At 72.5% G+C, this 472-nt stretch carries 1 protein-coding gene; it reads left to right on the top strand.

Annotated features, from left to right (window positions below; genetic code table 11):
* On the top strand, positions 1-430 hold a 430-nt coding region (locus EXE50_RS16995; protein WP_158293677.1), incomplete at its 5' end, for an amidohydrolase family protein.
* Between the last annotated feature and the right edge of the window lie 42 nt (positions 431-472).

Here is a 472-nt window from a genome sequence, read left to right as displayed (position 1 = left end):
CGGCAACGACGGCCCGCCGTGTAACAACACGCTCGACCCCTTCACCGAGATGCGACAGGCGAGCCTCCTCGGCAAGGTCAACGCCCGCGACCCCACGAGGCTCCCCGCGTCGACCGTGCTGGAGATGGCGACCGAACACGGCGCCCGCGCCGCCGGCTTCGACCGCCTCGGCGCGCTGCGCGAGGGGCACCACGCCGACGTAATCGGGATCACGACCGACCTGACGCGCGCGACGCCGGTCCACGACCCCCTCTCGCACCTCGTGTACGCGGCCCACGGCGACGACGTGACCTTCACCATGGTCGACGGTGAGGTCCGGTACGCGAACGGCGAGCACGTCGGGGTCGACGCGGCGACGGTCCGCCAGCGCGCGACGCGACACGCGGAGCGTGTGGTCGAGCAGGCCGGCATCGACACGGCCAAACCGTAGGTCCGCCGGCGAGAGCGGGCCGCTCACCGTAAACCACCGCGA

It is taken from the genome of Halorubrum sp. ARQ200, assembly GCF_005435115.1.
GTDB lineage: Archaea > Halobacteriota > Halobacteria > Halobacteriales > Haloferacaceae > Halorubrum > Halorubrum tropicale.
This window is presented reverse-complemented; position numbering and strand designations above follow the sequence as displayed.